Source organism: Rhodococcus sp. SGAir0479 (assembly GCF_005484805.1).
Taxonomy (GTDB): domain Bacteria; phylum Actinomycetota; class Actinomycetes; order Mycobacteriales; family Mycobacteriaceae; genus Prescottella.
Map to the genome: position 1 here is coordinate 3200086 of NZ_CP039432.1, position 17346 is coordinate 3217431.

At 70.1% G+C, this 17346-nt stretch carries 13 protein-coding genes; 10 read left to right on the forward strand and 3 right to left on the reverse strand.

Features of this window, described 5'->3' with window-relative positions:
- Window positions 1–264: 264 nt before the first annotated feature.
- Window positions 265–1140 (reverse strand): hypothetical protein, encoded by an 876-nt coding sequence (locus E7742_RS14955; RefSeq protein ID WP_137799649.1) that lies wholly within the window; start codon window positions 1138–1140, stop codon window positions 265–267.
- A 353-nt stretch (window positions 1141–1493) separates the two neighbouring features.
- Between E7742_RS14955 and ramB the strand changes: the two genes are divergently transcribed.
- The 7 genes from ramB to uca all read left to right on the forward strand — a co-directional run bounded on the left by ramB (window position 1494) and on the right by uca (window position 11531).
- On the forward strand, window positions 1494–2903 hold the full coding sequence (gene ramB, locus E7742_RS14960; protein ID WP_137799650.1) for an acetate metabolism transcriptional regulator RamB: 1410 nt from the start codon (window positions 1494–1496) through the stop codon (window positions 2901–2903).
- Between the two features lie 205 nt (window positions 2904–3108).
- Window positions 3109–4377 (forward strand): urea ABC transporter substrate-binding protein, encoded by a 1269-nt coding sequence (gene urtA / locus E7742_RS14965; RefSeq protein ID WP_137799651.1) that lies wholly within the window; start codon window positions 3109–3111, stop codon window positions 4375–4377.
- Between the two features lie 33 nt (window positions 4378–4410).
- Window positions 4411–5295 (forward strand): urea ABC transporter permease subunit UrtB, encoded by an 885-nt coding sequence (gene urtB / locus E7742_RS14970; RefSeq protein ID WP_137799652.1) that lies wholly within the window; start codon window positions 4411–4413, stop codon window positions 5293–5295.
- A complete protein-coding gene (gene urtC / locus E7742_RS14975) occupies window positions 5292–6386 on the forward strand; it encodes an urea ABC transporter permease subunit UrtC (protein WP_137799653.1) in 1095 nt (364 codons plus the stop codon). The genes urtB and urtC overlap by 4 nt, the downstream gene beginning before the upstream one ends.
- The gene (gene urtD / locus E7742_RS14980; RefSeq protein ID WP_137799654.1) at window positions 6383–7183 is read left to right on the forward strand and encodes an urea ABC transporter ATP-binding protein UrtD; all 801 of its coding nucleotides are present in this window, start codon (window positions 6383–6385) and stop codon (window positions 7181–7183) included. Before urtC ends, urtD begins: the two co-directional genes overlap by 4 nt.
- Window positions 7184–7185: 2 nt before the next feature.
- Window positions 7186–7878: an urea ABC transporter ATP-binding subunit UrtE gene (urtE, locus tag E7742_RS14985; RefSeq protein ID WP_137799655.1), complete on the forward strand. Its 693-nt coding sequence runs from the start codon at window positions 7186–7188 to the stop codon at window positions 7876–7878.
- A 41-nt stretch (window positions 7879–7919) separates the two neighbouring features.
- On the forward strand, window positions 7920–11531 hold the full coding sequence (uca, locus tag E7742_RS14990; protein WP_137799656.1) for an urea carboxylase: 3612 nt from the start codon (window positions 7920–7922) through the stop codon (window positions 11529–11531).
- On the opposite strand, the gene E7742_RS14995 is transcribed toward uca, so the two are convergent.
- Window positions 11497–13173, reverse strand: a complete 1677-nt coding sequence (locus E7742_RS14995; protein ID WP_137799657.1) for a class I adenylate-forming enzyme family protein — start codon at window positions 13171–13173, stop codon at window positions 11497–11499. The genes uca and E7742_RS14995 overlap by 35 nt on opposite strands.
- Window positions 13174–13294: 121 nt before the next feature.
- Here E7742_RS14995 and E7742_RS15000 point away from each other — a divergent pair, with 121 nt between their 5' ends.
- The 3 genes from E7742_RS15000 to E7742_RS15010 all read left to right on the forward strand — a co-directional run bounded on the left by E7742_RS15000 (window position 13295) and on the right by E7742_RS15010 (window position 16397).
- On the forward strand, window positions 13295–13864 hold the full coding sequence (locus tag E7742_RS15000) for a carboxymuconolactone decarboxylase family protein (protein ID WP_137799658.1): 570 nt from the start codon (window positions 13295–13297) through the stop codon (window positions 13862–13864).
- A gap of 27 nt (window positions 13865–13891) precedes the next feature.
- On the forward strand, window positions 13892–14593 hold the full coding sequence (locus E7742_RS15005) for a GTP pyrophosphokinase (protein ID WP_137799659.1): 702 nt from the start codon (window positions 13892–13894) through the stop codon (window positions 14591–14593).
- A gap of 196 nt (window positions 14594–14789) precedes the next feature.
- Window positions 14790–16397 (forward strand): MFS transporter, encoded by a 1608-nt coding sequence (locus E7742_RS15010; RefSeq protein ID WP_137799660.1) that lies wholly within the window; start codon window positions 14790–14792, stop codon window positions 16395–16397.
- Window positions 16398–16484: 87 nt separating this feature from the next.
- Here the strand turns inward: E7742_RS15010 and E7742_RS15015 are convergent, their stop codons facing one another.
- Window positions 16485–17342 (reverse strand): SDR family oxidoreductase, encoded by an 858-nt coding sequence (locus E7742_RS15015; RefSeq protein ID WP_137799661.1) that lies wholly within the window; start codon window positions 17340–17342, stop codon window positions 16485–16487.
- Window positions 17343–17346 lie beyond the last annotated feature (4 nt).

Sequence of the window (17346 nt, forward strand, 5' to 3'; positions counted from 1 at the left end):
CAAGCATGCGCTTGGGTTACCGATCGGTAGGAAACGAAGTTACCGGCAAGTAGGCTTCTACCTCGGCGTTCGCCCGAAAATCGGACATCGGCACGAAAGGTGAAATCGGACACGCCGGACAGGGCGTCGCAACACTCGCCCGCCGGCGGACACGGAGCACTTGTGAGGGCAATCACAAGACCGTGCGGTGGTTCCGCACACCGGAACGAACGGCACGGCGGGTCACAGACACCTCGAGGCGGCCCCGAGAGGGCGGCCGGGCACCTATCGGCGGCCGACGATCGCCACGCGGGCGTAGCCGTAGCGGGCGTCGAGCGCGGCACCCTGCGCCGAGAGGTCGTAGGAGTGCGACCCGAACTCGGCGCATTCGACCACCGCCGAGCCGCTGACGATCGGCGACAGCCGCGTCACCTCCCATTGGGTGTGCACGAGCCCGGCGCCCTCGCCGTCGGGCTGTGCCCCTCCGTCGCTGCCGAAGTCGGAGCGCCACGACTGGCAGGCGAGCCAGTCCGGTGTCAACTGCACCGGTCCGGAACCGCATTCCTCCAGATCCACCCGGCCGACCACTCCACGGCCGGACCCGTCGGTCGGCGAGATCGAGAAGCCCATGCCGCCGACGCCGTTCACCAGGCTCAGCGACGTCTGCGGCAGGTCGGGCAGCCCGAACGGGTCGCGGTCTCCCTCGTCGAGGGGGGCGCCGACCAACAGGTCGGAGGTGAACGCGCTCTCGTCCTGCTCGCCCGGCAGCAGGCAACTGCACGACATCCCGGCGAACAAACGGCCGCTCGGCACGCCGACGGAGTCGGAGTCGGCCGACAGCGGTTCGACGATCCACACGGCAAGCTGCGGGACGTCGGGCACTGCGCACGACTCGGGAAGCAACGCGCGGGCGAAACCGTGGGTGAGGTCGGTGGTGAGCACCAGCCACCGCGCGGTCACCGAGATAGCGTCGGGGTCGTCCTCGCGGCCGCCCCAGCCGACGTCGCCGTCGGAGCCCTCCGGGCGCGCCGGCGCCGCGTCCGCGTCCCCGCCGACGAGCGCGTCGTCGACCGTCTGGACCGTCTCGACCGACTCGGCGGGCGAGGAGAGCGTCGGGGAACGGAGTCCGCCGCGCGCGCGACGCCTCGACGTGAAGATCATGGTGACCTCTGGCGAACCCTCGTCGTGTGACAGGTCGTGCTCGGTCCTGCTTCTGCTGCCACGGATGTCTGGGGACGGACCGCGCTCGGGTCGGAGGGCAGCGCAGACCGGGGGTCCCGCCGTCCGGCGGCGGGTGCCCGCGTGTGTTCGCTCAGGACGCGTGAGCCCCCGCCGCGCGCCCCGAACTGCCTGGCAATCAATGTCTTACACAAAACGCACACTGACTGCCGCTCAGCATTTTCCACAGTCCCCGAGATGTCAAGACTTGTTCGCCAAACGTGACCGACGGTCGGTTCACGGGAACTGCTAACGAACCCTTTGCACGGTTAGCAGCACGCTCGTACCCTGGGTTCATGTCCAAGACCTTCGTCGGCGCCCGTCTGCGTCAGCTCCGGACCGAGCGCGGCCTGAGCCAGGCGGCGCTCGCGAAGACGCTGGAGATCTCCGCGAGCTACCTCAATCAGATCGAGCACGACGTCCGGCCGCTCACGGTGCCGGTGTTGCTGCGCATCAGCGAGGTGTTCGGGGTCGACACCACGTTCTTCTCGTCCCAGGACGACACCCGGCTGATCGCGGAACTGCGCGAGGTCGCGCTCGACAAGGACATGGGCATCGACGCCGACGCGCAGGAGATCGCCGAGATGGTCTCGTCGCACCCGGGTCTGGCGAAGGCGCTGGTGAACATGCACCGCCGCTACCGCAACACGTCCGCGCAGCTGGCCGCGGCCACCGAGGACCGGTTCAGCGACGGCAGCGGCAGCGGGTCCATCACGATGCCGCACGAGGAAGTGCGCGACTACTTCTATCAACGGCAGAACTACATCCACGACCTCGACACCGCCGCCGAGGAGCTCACCGCCCGTCTGCGCTTCCACCGCGGCGACATCGCCGAGGGCATCGCACGCCGGCTCGAGAACCTGCACGACGTGCAGATCGTGCGCCGCATCGATCTGGGCGAGAACGTGCTGCACCGCTACGACCCGGAGACCCGGCTGCTCGAGATCTCGCCGGCCCTGTCCGGTGGGCAGCAGGTGTTCAAGTTCGCGACCGAACTCGCGTACCTCGAATGCGGGGACCTGCTGCGCAAGTTGGTGGACGAGGGCAACTTCACGTCCGACGAGGCGCGGTCGCTGGCGATGCTCGGCCTGGCCAACTACTTCGCGGCGGCGACCGTGCTGCCCTACGGCCAGTTCCACGAGATCGCGGAGGACTTCCGGTACGACATCGAACGGCTGTCCGCGTTCTACGCGATCAGCTACGAGACCATCTGTCACCGGCTCTCGACGCTGCAGCGCCCCAAGCAGCGGGGCGTGCCGTGGTCGTTCGTCCGGGTCGACCGTGCCGGAAACATGTCGAAGCGTCAGTCCGCCACGGGCTTCCACTTCTCGTCGAGTGGCGGCACCTGCCCGCTGTGGAACGTGTACGAGACCTTCGCCTACCCGGGCAAGATCATGACGCAGATCGCGCAGATGCCCGACGGCCGCAACTACCTGTGGGTGGCGCGCACCGTCGAGCGCCGCGCGCAGCGGTACGGCCAGCCCGGCAAGACGTTCGCGATCGGTCTGGGCTGCGAACTGCGGCACGCACCGCGGGTGGTGTACGCCGACGGCCTGGACCTCGGCGGCAGCACCGCCACCCCGATCGGCGCCGGCTGCCGCGTGTGCGAGCGGATCAACTGCCCGCAGCGGGCGTTCCCGCCGCTGGGCAAGGAACTCGACATCAACGAGCACCGCAGCTCGGTGTCGCCCTACACCGTGCGCTGACCCCGCGCACCTTCTCCCCCACCCGAACCTCGTCCGTCGAGGCGTGTGAGCTCCTGTTCATGCGTGCGTAATACGCGACACCAACTCGTGACGCACAGACATTCCGGCGCAACAACTTCCGCCTACTGTCTCCAGTCACGGATACAGCGTCGTATACGTACCTCCGCGCAGCTCAGCGCCGTTCTCTCGACGGAAAGGCTCGTCCATGCCCACGTTCTCGAAGCGTGCTCTCACCGCCCCTGCCGCGCTGGCGGCGCTCGGCCTGGTCCTCACCGCCTGCGGCAGCAAGGCGTCCGACACCTCGGCCGCCGGGGCGACGTCCGCCGCCTCCTGCGTCGACACGTCGGGCGACACGATCAAGGTCGGGTCCCTCAATTCGCTCTCGGGCACGATGGCGATCAGCGAGGTCACCGTCCGCGACTCGATCGCGCTGGCGGTCGAGGAGATCAACGCGGCCGGCGGGGTGCTCGGCAAGCAGATCCGCATCGTCGCCGAGGACGGCGCGTCCGAGCCGACGGTCTTCGCCGAGAAGGCCGAGAAGCTCATCAGCAGCGATTGTGTCGCAGCGGTTTTCGGCGGCTGGACGTCGTCGAGCCGCAAGGCCATGCTACCGGTGTTCGAGGATGCGGGCGCGCTGCTGTACTACCCCGTCCAGTACGAGGGCCTCGAGGATTCGCCCAACATCTTCTACACCGGCGCCACCACCAACCAGCAGATCGTCCCGGCCCTGGACTACCTGAAGGAGAAGGGCGTCAAGTCGCTGTACCTGGTGGGCAGCGACTACGTGTTCCCGCAGACCGCGAACCGCATCATCAAGGCGTACGCCGCCGCCAACGGCATCGAGATCAAGGGCGAGGACTACACCCCGCTGGGCTCCACCGACTTCTCGACGATCGTCAACAAGGTCCGGGCCGCCGACGCCGACGCCGTCTTCAACACGCTCAACGGCGACTCCAACGTCGCATTCTTCCGCGAGTACGCGAACGTTGGCCTGAAAGCCGCTGACATGCCGGTGGTCTCGGTGTCGATCGCCGAGGAGGAGGTCGGCGGCATCGGCGCGCAGAACGTCACCGGCCAGCTCACCGCGTGGAACTACTACCAGACCGTCGACTCGCCCGAGAACACGAAGTTCGTCGCGGCGTACAAGGCGAAGTACGGCGCGAACAAGCCCACGTCGGATCCGATGGAGGCCGCGTACACGTCGGTGTACCTGTGGAAGAACACCGTCGAGAAGGCGAATTCGTTCGCCGTGCCGGACGTGCAGGCCGCGGCCGACGGCGTCACCTTCCAGGCGCCCGAGGGCCCGGTCACGATCGACGGCGACAATCACCACATCACCAAGACCGCCCGCATCGGCGAGATCCGCGGCGACGGCCTGATCTACACCGTGTGGGAGTCCGACGGCCCGATCCAGCCGGACCCGTACCTCGAGAGCTACGACTGGGCGAAAGGCCTGTCCGGCTCGGGTAGCTGACTCACGAAAGACGACGAGGAAGGGCGGGCCCCTATGGATGTGGTTGTCGGGCAGCTGTTCACCGGCCTGAGCATCGGGTCGATCCTGTTGTTGGCGGCACTGGGCCTGTCGCTGACGTTCGGCCAGATGGGCGTGATCAACATGGCCCACGGCGAGTTCATCATGGCCGGCTCGTACACCGCGTACGTGGTGCAGCAGGTGGTGTCGAGTGCCGGCGCCTCCCTGGTGCTCTCGCTGCTGGTGGGGTTCGTGGTGGGCGGCCTGATGGGGGTGCTGCTCGAGGCCACGCTGATCCGGCGCATGTACCACCGTCCGCTCGACACGCTGCTGGTGACGTTCGGCGTGGGCCTGGTGCTGCAGCAGTTGGCGCGTGACATCTTCGGCGCCCCCGCCGTCAACGTCGTCGCCCCGTCGTGGCTGTCCGGGGGCGTCGAGATCCTCGGCGCCGTCGTACCGAAGACCCGCATCTTCATCCTGGTGCTCGCGGTCGTCGCGGTCGCGGCACTGTCCACCGTCCTGGCCAAGACGTCGACGGGCCGCCGGATCCGAGCCGTCGTGCAGAACCGCGACCTTGCCGAGACCAGCGGAATCTCCTCCCGCCGAACCGATGTCACGACGTTCTTCATCGGCTCGGGTCTCGCCGGCGTGGCCGGGGTGGCGCTGACGCTGATCGGCTCGACCAGTCCGACGATCGGGCAGTCGTATCTGATCGACGCGTTCCTGGTGGTCGTCATCGGCGGCCTCGGCCGGTTGGCCGGCGCGGTGATGGCCGCGTTCGCGCTGGGACTGCTCAATTCGTTCATCGAGTACTCGACCACCGCATCGATCGCGAAGGTGATCGTGTTCGTGCTCATCGTCATCTTCCTGCAGGTGCGCCCGCAGGGGCTGTTCGTGGCCAAGACAAGGAGCCTCGTATGACCGTGCTCAGTCGCTACCGGGCGTGGGCGGGATTCGCCGTCGCCGCGGTGGTCCTGTTCGGGCTCGCCCCGGCTCTGCTGTCGGACTTCCGTCTCAACCTGCTGGCCAAGTTCCTGTGCTTCGCGATCGTCGCGGTCGGCATCGGCCTGGCCTGGGGCCGCGGTGGCATGCTCACCCTCGGTCAGGGCGTGTTCTTCGGGCTCGGCGCCTACATCATGGCGATGCACCTGAAGATCGCGGACGCCGAGCTGCGTGGGGACGCGGTGCCCGACTTCATGCAGATCGCCGGCATCCGGGAACTCCCCGCGTACTGGACCCCGTTCGCGCACCCGTTCACGGCACTCGCCGCGGTACTCGTCGTGCCCGCCCTCGTCGCCTTCCTGTTGGGGCTCGGGGTCTTCAAACGTCGGGTCAAGGGCGCGTACTTCGCGATCCTGTCGCAGGCACTCGCGGCCGCGTTCGCGATCCTGCTCATCGGCCAGCAGTCGATCGGCGGGTCCAACGGGCTCAACCGGTTCCGCACGTTCTTCGGGTTCAATCTCGCCGATCCGGCGAACAAACGGATGCTCTTCTTCATCGCGGCCGGGGTGCTGTTGCTGGTGGTCGCGGCCACCCGGCAACTGATGACCTCCCGCTACGGTGAGCTCCTGGTCGCGGTTCGCGACCAGGAGGAGCGGGTCCGCTTCCTCGGCTACGACCCCGCGAACGTCAAGGTGGTCGCGTACACGGTCGCGGCGTTCTTCGCCGGCATCGCGGGCGCGCTGTTCGTGCCGATCGTCGGCATCATCTCCCCCTCGGACGTCGGGATCGTGCCGTCGATCGCGTTCCTCATCGGCGTCGCGATCGGCGGCCGCACCACGCTGCTCGGCCCGGTGCTGGGCGCGATCGGTGTCGCGTGGGCCCAGACGACACTGTCGGAGAACTTCCCGTCGGCGTGGACCTACGCGCAGGGCCTGCTGTTCATCGTCGTCATCGGGTTCTTCCCCGCCGGCATCGCCGGGCTGGGCCGGCTGCTGCGACGACGACGCACCGTCGTCACCCCACCCGATCCGGAACCCGAACCCGCCCGTGAAATGGAGGTGGCGCGATGACGCCCACCCACACCGGCCCGGCCCTCGGCGGCAACGCCGGCATGTCGAGTCAGTACCTCGAGATCCGCGACCTGCGGGTGACGTTCGACGGCTTCACCGCGGTCGACGGCGTGGACCTCACCCTCTTCCAAGGCGACCTGCGCTTCCTCATCGGCCCCAACGGCGCCGGCAAGACCACGCTGGTGGATGCGATCACGGGGCTCGTGCCGGCCACCGGGTCGGTGACCAAGTCCGGCGTCGAGCTGCTGGGCCGGAAGGTGCACAAGATCGCACGCGCCGGGGTGGGCCGCACGTTCCAGACCGCGTCGGTGTTCGAGGAACTCACGGTGCTGCAGAACCTCGACATCGCCGCGGGCGCGGGTCGCTCCGCGCTGACGCTGCTGCGCCGCCGCAGGGGCGTGCTCCCGCAGATCGAGGAGGCGCTCGAGACCGTCGGACTCACGCATCTGCGGGACCGGCCCGCCGGCATCCTGGCCCACGGGCAGAAGCAGTGGCTCGAGATCGGGATGCTGCTGGTGCAGGACGCCGACGTGCTGTTGCTCGACGAGCCGGTCGCCGGTATGAGCCACGACGAGCGCGAGGAGACCGGAAACCTGCTGCGCCGCATCGGCGCCGAACGCACGGTCGTCGTCGTCGAACACGACATGGATTTCATGCGCGCGTTCGCGACGTCGGTGACGGTGCTGGCGCGCGGGAAGGTCATCGCGGACGGCAGCGTCGAGGAGATCCAGTCCGATCCGACGGTCCAGCAGGTGTACCTGGGCACCGCGGCCGGCGCCGTACTCGAGGAGAACTGACCATGCTCGAACTCGTCGACATCCACACCGGGTACGGCCGCACCGAGATCGTCCACGGCGTCACCGTGACCGTCCCCACCGACGGCGTCGCGGCGGTGATGGGCCACAATGGCGCCGGTAAGACCACGCTGCTGCGGGCCGCCGTCGGCCTCGCGAAGACCACGTCGGGCAAGGTGCTCCTGGACGGCGCGGACGTCACCAGACTGCGGCCCAGCGCGCGCGTCGCCCGCGGCCTCGCGTACGTCCCCCAGGGCCAGCAGTCCTTCGGACAGCTCACGTGCCGCGAGAACCTGCAGGTGATCGCGGACGGCCGCAGACGAGGCAAGGCCCTCGTCGACCAGCAACTCGCGCTCTTCCCGGCCCTCGAGCCGCTGCTCGACCGGCGTGCCGGTCTGCTCTCCGGCGGCCAGCGCCAGCAACTGGCGATCGCGCGAGCGCTCATCACCGAACCGCGGGTCCTGGTCCTCGACGAGCCGACCGAGGGTATCCAGCCGTCGGTGGTGGCCGAGATCGAGGCCGCGATCGTCGAACTCACCCGCCGCGGCGGCCTCGGTGTCCTGTTGGTGGAACAGCACATCGGGTTCGCGCTGGACTCCGCCGAGCGCTACTACGTGCTCGAGTCCGGCCGGGTCACGTCCTCGGGAACCGGCGGCGCCGGGGCCGAGGACGCCGTGCGCACCGCCATGGCCATCTGACCCCCCTCCCCCATGCCTCCTCCCGATCGAAGGAGACCTTCGTGTTCCCCGCTTTCGACACCCTCCTCGTCGCCAATCGCGGCGAGATCGCCTGCCGCATCATCCGTTCCGCGCGCGCGGCCGGCCTGAAGACCGTCGCCGTGTACTCCGATGCCGACGCGTCGGCGCGACACGTGGAGATGGCCGACACCGCGGTCCGTCTCGGCCCGGCGCCGGCCGTGGAGTCCTACCTGCGCGGCGACCTCGTGATCGACGCGGCCCTGTCCGCCGGCGCGGGCGCGATTCATCCCGGCTACGGATTCCTTTCGGAGAACGCGGCGTTCGCGACCGAGGCCGAGGCGGCAGGCATCGTGTTCGTCGGCCCCACCCCCGAGCAGCTGCGGGTGTTCGGCGACAAGCACACCGCCCGTGAGGCCGCACGCACGGTCGGAGTCCCCCTGGTCCCCGGCAGCGGACTCCTCGGCTCGGTCGCGGAGGCACTGGACGAGGCCGAGCGGATCGGTTACCCGGTGATGCTCAAGGCCGTCGGTGGGGGCGGCGGCATCGGGATGCAGGCGTGCTTCACCCCGGAGGCGCTGCGCGCGGCGTACGAAACGGTGCAACGCCTGGCCACCGCCAACTTCTCCTCGTCGGGCGTGTTCCTCGAGCGGTTCGTGGCCCGGGCCCGCCACATCGAGGTGCAGGTGTTCGGCGACGGCACCGGCCGTACCGTGAGCCTGGGCACCCGCGACTGCTCGCTGCAGCGCCGCAACCAGAAGGTGGTGGAGGAGGCGCCCGCCTCCGGCCTGCCCGACGCGGTGGTCGAGCAACTCCTGCGCGCGTCCCGGGATCTCGCGGCGTCGGTGCGATATCGGTCTGCAGGCACCGTCGAGTTCGTGTACGACGTCGACCGCGGCGAGGCGTCGTTCCTCGAGATGAACACCCGACTGCAGGTGGAACATCCGGTGACCGAGGAGATCACCGGGGTCGACCTGGTGGAGTGGATGCTGCGGCTGGCCGCCGGCGACGCCTCGATGCTCGACGGGATGCCCGAGTCGGGTCCGGCGATCACCGGCTACGCCGTGGAGGCCCGCGTGTACGCCGAGGATCCCGGCCGCGACTACCGGCCCAGCGCCGGCACACTCACCGCGGTGGAGTTCCCGGCCGACGCCCGCGTGGAGGCCTGGGTCGAGACCGGTACCGAGGTGAGCGCGCACTACGATCCCATGCTCGCGAAGATCGTGTGCCGCGGCGACACCCGCGAGCAGGCGCGGGCCCGCCTGGCGACGGCGCTCGCAGACACCCGCCTCTACGGCGTGCAGACCAACCTCCCGCAACTGCGCCACCTGTGCGCGGCCCCGCTCACCGAGTACACGACGTCCTCGCTCGCCGACGTCCCGGCCACCGGTCCGCGCATCGACGTGCTGCGGGCCGGCACGATGACCACGGTGCAGGACCTGCCCGGTCGGATCGGCTTGTGGGAGGTCGGTATTCCGCCGTCGGGACCGATGGACGACCTGTCGTTCCGGCTCGCGAACACCGCGGTCGGCAACCCGGTGGGCGCGCCCGGACTCGAATGCACGCTGCAGGGGCCGCGCCTCGAGTTCTCGGTGGCCACGATCGTGTGCGTGACGGGCGCGGACGTCCCCGTGACCGTCGACGGGCTCGCCGCCCCCATGTGGGAGCCGATCGCGGTCCCGGCCGGGTCCGTCCTCGACATCGGCTCCCCCGCCGGCACCGGACTGCGCACCTACCTCGCGGTGCGCGGCGGTCTGGACGTCCCGCAGTTCCACGGCAGCGCTTCGACGTTCACGCTCGGCGGGTTCGGCGGCGTCACCGGCCGGGCCGTCGCGACCGGGGACGTGCTCGGCATGCTTCCGGACACCGGTGGCCTCGCGGCACCGGCGCCCGTCCCCGGCGGCGCCCGGCCCGAGTTCACGCACACGTGGCACCTCGCGGTCACCGAAGGCCCCCAGCCGGCACCGGCCTACTTCACCGACGCCGACATGACGCAGTTCTACGAGACCACCTGGACCACCGCCAGTCACGCCAACCGCACCGGGATCCGGCTGGACGGCCCCAAGCCGACGTGGTCGCGGCCCGACGGCGGCGAGGCGGGGCTGCACCCGTCGAACCTGCACGACAACCCGTACAGCGTGGGCGCCCTCAACGTCTCGGGCGACACCCCGATCCTTCTCGGCCCCGACGGCCCCAGTCTGGGCGGCTTCGCGTGCCCGCTCACGGTGGTGAGCGCGCACCGCTGGAAGATGGGACAGATCCGCCCCGGCGACGCGGTCCGGTTCGTCCCGGTGCCCGAGGTCGACGCGGACGCCCTGCGCCGCGACGACCACGCCCGATCGAAGGATGTTCCGGCCGTGCGTATCTCACGCGGCGACGGCGGCGTGCTGGCGCGCACCGATGCCGGCGACGACCGGCCCGCCGTGGCCTACCTGCGCGGCGGCGACGACAACGTCCTCGTCGAGTACGGCCCGATGGCGCTCGATCTGGGTCTGCGGATGCGGGTGCACGCGTTGTCGGAGGCGTTGGCCGCGCTCCGCATCCCCGGGCTGGTGGACGTCACTCCCGGGGTGCGGTCGTTGCACCTGCACGTCGATCCCGACGTGCTGCCGCAGCGGCGCCTGCTGGGCCTGCTGCAGGAGCTCGAACAGGATCTGCCCGCCACCCACGACCTGGTGGTGCCGAGCCGGACCGTCCGGTTGCCGCTGTCGTTCGACGACCCGTCGATCGCGGACGCCCTCGACCGCTACCGCAGCGGCGTCCGCGATACCGCGCCGTGGCTGCCGTCGAACACCGAGTTCATCCGCCGCATCAACGGCCTGGATTCGGTCGCCGATGTACGCGACACGGTGTTCGACGCGGAGTACCTCGTGCTGGGTCTGGGTGACGTGTACCTCGGTGCCCCGCTGGCGGTTCCGCTCGACCCGCGGCACCGGTTGGTGACCACCAAGTACAACCCGGCGCGGACGTGGACGCCGTCGGACGCGGTGGGGATCGGTGGTAAGTACCTGTGCGTGTACGGCATGGAGTCGCCCGGCGGCTACCAGCTGATCGGGCGGACGGTGCCGATCTGGTCGGGCTACCGGCAACGGGCGCCGTTCGCGGCCGGCACGCCGTGGCTGTTCCGGTTCTTCGACCGCATCGTGTGGGAGCCGGTCACGGCCGAGCAGCTCACCGAGGCGCGGGCGCAGTCGCGGGCCGGCCGGTTCGACGCCGACATCAGCGACGGCACGTTCGCGCTGGCCGACCACCTGCGGTTCCTGGACGAGAACGCCGAGTCGATCGCGGCCTTCGAGCAGCGGCAGCAGGCGGCGTTCGAGGCGGAGAAGCGGGCGTGGCACGCGTCCGGCGAGTTCGACCGGACCGACACCGCACCGTCCCCCGCTCCCGAGCGGGCCCCGTTCGACGTGCCACCCGGCGCCGTCGTGGTGGAGGCACCCATGGTGGGCAACGTATGGCGCATCGAACTCGAACCGGGACAGCAGGTCTCGGCGGGGCAACCGGCGGTGGTCCTCGAGGCGATGAAACTCGAGATGCCGGTGCCCTGCCCGCACTCCGGAACGGTGCTGCGTGTCCTCGCCGTGCCGGGCGCGAAGGTCGCCCCCGGCACGCCGCTCGCGATCATCGGCCCAGGCGCTCCTGCGCCAGCCGCTTGACCGCCCCCTTGGCGACCTTCCCACCGGGCGCCAGGGGGAGGTCGTCGACGGCGACGACGTGCTCGGGAAGGTACTCGCGGGTGGCGCCGTGCTCGGTGAGCCACGCGGCCAACGCGCGCGCGGTCGGCGCGGCGCCGCCCACCGGGACGACGACGGCGCACACCCTCTCCCCGAACAACTCGTCGGGCACGCCGACGACGGACACCAGCTCCACCGCCGGGTGCGCGCGCACCAGTTCCTCGACCTCCACCGCCGAGATGTTCTTGCCGCCGCGGATGATGATGTCGGCCTTGCGGCCGACGACGCGGACCCGGCCGGCGGCGTCGATCTCCACGATGTCGCCGAGGAGCATCCACCCGTCGTCGGTGTACAGGTCGGCGTCGGCGGCCGGATCGTCCCAGTAACCGCGGCACATCAGCGGGCCGTGGACGCCGGGCTGCCCGCGCCGCACGTCGCCGACCACCTCGGCGCCGGCGTCGTCGAACACCCGCACCCGCATGTGTTCGAGGAGGTGCCCGCACGTGCGCAGTCGGGTGTCCGGGTCGTCGTCGACGGTGGTGACGCTCACCGCACCGGTCTCGTTGGAGCCGTAGAACTGCAGTACCGCGGCGCCGGTCCGCCGCTCGAACGCGAGCGCCTCGGAGTACGGCACGGCCTCGCCGCCGGTGAACATCGCCCGCAGCGCGCCGAGGTCGGCGGTCCGGGCCCGCGCGGACCGCAGCAGCATCTTGAACTGTGTACTGACGCAGTGCAGCACGGTCACCCGTTCACGTTCGAGCAGGTCGATCATGGTGTCGACGTCGAAGCGCTCCAGCACGACGGTGGGGATGCCGAGCAGCGCCGGCAGGAAGTGCGCGGTCCACAGCCCGAACCCGAACGGCGCGGGCACGGCGCCCAGGAACACGTCGTCGCCGGTGATGCGTCCGGCGCGGACGGCCACCTCGGAGAACGCGATCCAGCGGTGCTCGGTCTGCGTCACCAGCTTGGGCAATCCGGTGGTGCCGGACGTGGAGTTGAGCATCGACACGTCGTGGACGGCGAACCGTCCACCGGCGGCGTCGAACCGGCGTCCGGCCACCGGCACCGGGCGGCCGTCCGCGTCCTCGACCGTGACGCCACCGCACTCGTCGACGTACACGACATGCTCCAGGTGCGGGACGCGGTCGCGCAGTTCGGCGATCGACCGCGCGGTGTCGGCGCCGCGCAGGGTCCGGGTGGTGACGAGCGTGCGCGCACCCGAGCGCGCAGCAAGGTGCGCGACTTCCGCGGTCCCCGACCGGGACCCGATCCCGACTGCGAGGCGCCCCACCCGGAATGCGGCACACAGCGCGGCGTGGAAGACCATGGTGTCCGGCAGGTGGATCGCCACGGCGGCGTCGGCGGCGTCCGGCCCGGTCGCCGCCAGCGCCGACGCGATCCGGTCCGTGGCCGCGTCGTACTCGCGCCAGCTCACGCGGGCGTCCACGGTGACGAAGGCGGTCCGGTCCGGCGTGGTGAGCGCCCAGTGCCGCACCATCTCGCTCACGCTCAGCCCGTCGAACGCCGCGCGCGAGGTCGCGAAGTCGCCCACCGTGATGCCGAGCCTGCCCGGCGCCGCGTCCTGACCGATCTCCACCGACGCCTCCCGTTCGCCCCGACCCATCGAATGCGCGATCGGTTCGCGTGCAGTATGCCCCGGCCCCCGCCGGTCCGGGATCGAAGCCCTCGGCACGCGCCGGGGGCCTTCCGTATGCTGGCCGGACCGACGACTCGGGGGAGATCGCATGAGCACGCACGACGAGCAGGCCGCAGACCGCACCACGCCGCGCGTGCCGCCGGGCCGCTTCCGGGAACTCGGGCCCGTCAACTGGGCCGCATGGCGGGTGATCTCGCGTGTCTCGGGCACCTCCGACGCGAAGCTCTTCAGCACGTTCGGGCGCACCGGCGGGCTCTTCCGCGGCTGGCTGCACTACTCCGGGGTGCTGATGCTGCTGCCCGGCACCAAGCTGAAGCGATTCGAGATCGAACTGGTGGTCCTGCGGGTCGCGCACCTGCGCCAGTGCCGCTACGAGATGGGCCATCACATTCGTCTGGGCCGCCGGGCCGGGGTGACCCCGCAGATCCTCGACCGGATCCTGGCCGGTCCGGAGGACCCCGACTGGAGCCCCCGCCACCGCGCGATGCTCGCCGCTACCGACCAGCTGGTCACCACCGGCGACATCGACGACACCGCGTGGGCGGCGCTCGCGGAGCACCTCGACGAGCGCCGGCTCGTGGAGTTCTGTCTGCTGGTGACGCAGTACGACGGACTGGCGACCACGATCGGCGTGCTGGGAATCCAGCCCGACTTCTGATCCGGCGCCGGTGGCACACTGGTGGCCGTGGACCCCGAGCAGCTCCGAACCGACTTCTCCCGTTTCATGATGACCTACCGGTTCGGTATCACCCAGTTGCTGACGAAGGTGAACATCCTCAAGGACGAGTTCACGCACATCAACCTCTACAGCCCGATCGAGCACGTGACCTCCCGGCTGAAGTCCCCCGAGAGCATCGTCCGCAAGGCGGACCGCATCGGCTGTCCGCTCACCCTCGACGACGTCCGCGAACAGATCCTCGACATCGCCGGGGTGCGGATCACGTGCAGCTTCATCGCCGACACGTACCGCATCGCCGACATGATCACGAGCCAGCCCGACATCGAGGTACGCGAGGTCGAGGACTACATCGCAACACCCAAGCCCAACGGGTACAAGAGTCTGCACCTCATCGTCGAGGTCCCCGTCTACCTCAGCGACCGGGTGCAGCGGGTCCCCATCGAGCTCCAGATCCGCACCATCGCAATGGATTTCTGGGCCAGCCTCGAGCACAAGATCTACTACAAGTTCAACCGGGAGGTGCCGGCCGAGCTGCTGGCCGAGCTCACCGAGGCCGCCGAGACCGCGCACCGGCTGGACGTCAAGATGGAACGGCTCAACGAGGAGTTCGCGAAACTCCGAGCGCAGGCGGGCGTCCCGGACGACGCACCCGAGCTCACGCTCCCGCCCCAACTGCTCGACGCGTTGCAGGCGCGCCTGCCGGACTGACGGGCCGGGCCCCGGACGGGGCGACAATCGCCCGCCGCGGAGTGTTCACATCCCGCGGCCGGTTTCAAGTCCCGGGGCGCGGGTGTGATCATTCCGACGCTGCCGTCGAATTCGATTGCTGCAGGATCGAGTTCGCCGGTAGCGTCTCCACGTTCGGCCGTGACAGTCGTCCGTGCCCCCGATCCGTAGGAACTGCATGTCCTCAGACGTCCAGGCGACCTCGCGTCCCGACGCCCCCGTCCACGACAATCCCAATCACGACCGCCGCTGGCTGGTGCTGTGCATCGTCGCGCTGGCGCAGCTGACCGTCGTGCTCGACGGCACGATCGTGAGTATCGCGCTCCCCGACGCCCAGAAGGATCTGGGTATCAGCAACCTGGACCGGCAGTGGGTGGTGACCGCCTACGCGCTGGCGTTCGGTGCGCTGTTGCTGCTCGGTGGCCGCATCGCCGACTTCTGGGGCCGCAAGCGCTCGTTCATGGTCGGCATGGCCGGCTTCGCGGTGGCGTCGGCGGTCGGCGGGTTCGCGCAGACCGGGATGCAACTGTTCGTCGCGCGGGCCGGGCAGGGCGTGTTCGCCGCGCTGCTGGCGCCGGCCGCGCTCGCGATCCTCACCACGACCTTCGTCGGCGAGAAGGAGCGCGCCAAGGCGTTCGCGGTGTTCGGTGCGATCTCCGGCGGTGGCGCCGCCATCGGTTTGCTGCTCGGAGGCGTGCTGACCCAGTACGTCGACTGGCGCTGGTGCCTGCTGGTGAACATCCCGGTCGCGCTGTTCGCGATCGCGGTGACGCTGCCCATCGTCAAGGAGACCAAGGCGCACGGCGACACCAGCTACGACCTGCCCGGCACGGTGCTGGTCGCGGTGGGACTCGGGTCGCTGGTGTACGGCTTCACCAAGGCCGAGCACGGTTGGCTCGAGACCTCGACGCTGGTGTTCATCGGCATCGGTCTGCTCGCCCTCGTCGCGTTCGTCCTGGTCGAGAAGCGCAGCGCCAACCCGCTGCTACCCCTCAGCGTGCCGTGGCATCGCGACCGCGGCGCCGCCTTCCTCGGCTCGGCCCTGGTGGGCGCGGCGCTGCTCGGCGGCACCCTGTACCTGACGTTCTACCTGCAGATCGTGATGGGCCTGAGCCCGGTGATGTCGGGTGTCGGCTCGCTGCCGATGGCCTTCTTCATCGTCATCGCGTCGACGATCGCGGCCCAGCTGAGCACCCGCATCGGCCCCAAGCCCCTCATGGTCGTCGGCCCCGTCTTCGCGGCGGCCGGCCTGTTCCTGCTCACCCAGATCGAGGTGGACAGCTCCTACTGGACGCACGTGTTCCCGGGTCTGGCGATCTTCGGCTTCGGCCTGGGTCTACTGATGGTGCCGATGCAGAACCTCGCGCTGCTGGGCGTCCCCAACCACGACGCCGGCGCGGCCAGCGCGCTCGCCAACGCGACCCTGCAGGTCGGCGGCGCGCTGGGCACCGCGCTGTTCACCACGGTGTACGCGTCGGCCAAGAACGCGTTCCAGGCGGACAACCCGGCGCCCACGCCGCCGCCCGGGTTCCCCGCCGACGCCGTCCCCACCGATCTGGCGAACGCGACGCCGCTCACGTCCGAGCAGGTCGCGGCGCTGCCCGCACCCGCACAGGACTTCGTCGGCAAGGTCATGGACTGGGTGTTCGGCACCGAGGTGTCAGGTTACACGCACGCCTTCGGCTGGGCCGGGGCGCTGATCCTCGTCATCAGCCCCATCGTCGTGATCCTCGTCCGCGCCAAGAAGGGCGACCTGCCCGCCGAAGGCGCCGTCGGGATGCACTGATCTCCCCCTCCCCCTCGGGAAGCTGAAGGGTCCCTTCGTGCGCTGGCAGCGTGTGAAGGGACCCTTCAGCTTTGTGGGCAACAGCCGTCAGAGCGCCGCGCGCAGGACCGACTCGAACGGGGTGGACGGCCGGCCGATGAGCCGCTGCAGGTCGCCGCTGGTGACGTCGAGGACACCGGTCGCGACACCGGCGTCGGCGTCGGCGAGGACCGCGGCCACCGGGGCGGGCAACCCGACGGACTCGAGCACACTCCGGTACTCCGCGACCGGCAGGTCCCGGTACTCGACGGGCTTACCGGTGACGTTCGAGATGGCCTCGGCCAGTTCGGGGTACGACAGGTGTTCGTCGCCGCCGAGCTCGTACACCGTGCCGGCCTGGTTCTCGTCGGCGGTGAGCACGACGGCGGCGGCCTCGGCGTAGTCGGCGCGGGCCGCACCGGCGACCCGGCCGTCTCCGGCGCTGCCGAGCAGGACGCCGCGTTGCGCGGTGCCCGCGAGATCGTTGGTGTAGTTCTCCCAGTACCAGCCATTGCGGAGCAGGGCGTGGTCGATGCCGGATTCGGCGAGCAGCCGCTCGGTGACCTGGTGTTCCTGCGCGAGCTGAAGTGTGTTGTTCGGCGCGTCCGGGATGGACGTGTACGCGATGAAGCCGACGCCGGCGGCCTTCGCGGCGTCGATGACGTTGGTGTGCTGCGGCACCCGTGCGCCCACCTCGCTGCCGGAGACCAGCAGCAGCTTGTCGACACCGGCCAGTGCGGCTTCGACGGCGGTCCGGTCGGCGTAGTCCGCGGTGCGCACCTGCACGCCACGGTCCGCCAGGCCGGCGGCCTTCTCCGGGTTACGGGCGACGGCGACGACGTCGGATGCGGGGACGCCGCGGCGCAGCAGGGCGTCGACGGCGAGGCGGCCGAGGTGCCCGGTGGCACCGGTGACGGCGATGGTCATGAGA